The organism is Paraburkholderia sp. NMBU_R16 (genome assembly GCF_013282575.1).
In the GTDB taxonomy this organism is placed as follows: Bacteria; Pseudomonadota; Gammaproteobacteria; order Burkholderiales; family Burkholderiaceae; genus Trinickia.
In genome coordinates this window covers 1-1,410 of sequence record NZ_JAAAYE010000195.1, presented here as the reverse complement: position 1 = coordinate 1,410, position 1,410 = coordinate 1, and the positions used below count along the sequence as shown (strand labels likewise).

Below are 1,410 nucleotides of genomic sequence, written 5' to 3'. Positions count from 1 at the left end.
CGGGGGACTGCTCGGCGCGGCGTGGCGGCAGCGGTTCCGGGCTACGCCCTTCACCGCTGCCGCCACGCCAGTACTCTCATCCTGATTGACGCGCTGCTCTCATCTTGTTTGACGCGCGGCACATTCGCGAGCCTTGAAGCGGCGCGTGCGTGGACGCAGCAGTTCGTGCGTTGGTATAACCATGAACACAAGCACAGCGGCCTGAAGTTCGTCACGCCGGCGCAGCGTCATAACGGCGTTGCCACCACCGTGTTGGCGCAACGGCATGCCGTCTACGCGCAGGCAAAGGCGGGCAACCCACACCGGTGGTCTCGCTCGACTCGCAATTGGGAATTGAAGGACAAGGTCTGGCTCAATCCGGAGCGTGCGCCCCGAGCCGAATTAAAGCAGTGCGCGTGATGCGACGCGACAACTACGTTGACAAACACCGGTATTGGCCGAGCAATACAATCCCACGATACGTGGCTGGTGGAACTACTACGGGGCTTTCTATCGGACGGCCATGCTCGAGCTCGGTCGGTATCTCGATCGCAAGCTCGTGCGTTGGGCCCAGCGCAAGTACAAGGCGCTACGACGGCATAAAAGGCGCAGTGAAGAGTGGTTGCGCAAGATGAAGAAGGCGTACCCGCGACAGTTCATGCACTGGCAGGTTCATGGGGCACAGGTTGGATAACGGGAGCCATATGACGCGCGAGTGTCACGTACGGTTCTACGAGAGACTTCGGGCGCAACTCCCGAGGCCTACTCACCCCTACGTGAAGGTCAAGGGCCAGTGGAAATACCTGTATCGGGCGGTGGACAAGGCAGGCGACACGGTGGACTTTTTGTTCCGGGCCCATCGGGACAGGGCCGCCGCGCGGCGGTATTTCGAGAAGGCGATCGATCAGAACGGCGTGCCCGAAACAGTTACCGTCGATAAGAGCGGCGCCAATCTGGCCGTGCTCGAAGCGATCAACGCCGAGCGGCAGACACCGACCAAGGTACGGCAGAATAAATACCTGAACAACCTCATCGAGCAGGACCATCGGGTTGTGTCGCGATAACGAAGCCATGACGAGCAAGTGGCGATTCGCTTAGGAGTCCTTATATAAGCAGCGAATACCTTCTCGACGCCTCTGCTCGTCCGCGCAACGAACAACTTGACAACACCCCCGCAAGGGCTTTGTTCAGGAGGGTGGGAGTGTCAGAATTTCCGTGTTCAAGGCGGGGGTGAGATTCACACGGATGGTCGAACGAATCGATCCGCGTAAAGGATAGCGAATTGGTTCATGGCCTGCTTCCAGTCGTGAGCGGAGCGGCTCCATCCGGCTGTGATATTGCGCAGGGCAAGCCAGATAAGTTTTGTGGCGGCGTCATCGCTCGGGAAGTGGCCTCGCGTCTTGATGATCTTTCGCAACTGCGCGTTGATGT

The 1,410-nt window shown here is 59.3% G+C and carries 2 protein-coding genes and 2 pseudogenes; 3 read left to right on the top strand and 1 reads right to left on the bottom strand.

Annotated features, from left to right (window positions below):
• The 3 genes and pseudogenes from GWC77_RS27760 to GWC77_RS27750 form a co-directional block, all read left to right on the top strand.
• A partial coding sequence (locus tag GWC77_RS27760) for an integrase core domain-containing protein (protein WP_173262694.1) occupies positions 1-399 on the top strand: 399 nt, incomplete at its 5' end.
• A 34-nt stretch (positions 400-433) separates the two neighbouring features.
• Positions 434-673 (top strand): group II intron maturase-specific domain-containing protein, encoded by a 240-nt coding sequence (locus GWC77_RS27755; protein ID WP_217283449.1) that lies wholly within the window; start codon positions 434-436, stop codon positions 671-673.
• A 79-nt stretch (positions 674-752) separates the two neighbouring features.
• Positions 753-1,040, top strand: a pseudogene (locus tag GWC77_RS27750) (DDE-type integrase/transposase/recombinase); the annotation flags it as partial.
• A 176-nt stretch (positions 1,041-1,216) separates the two neighbouring features.
• Here the strand turns inward: GWC77_RS27750 and GWC77_RS27745 are convergent.
• Positions 1,217-1,410 (bottom strand): annotated as a pseudogene (locus tag GWC77_RS27745) (IS256 family transposase); the annotation flags it as partial.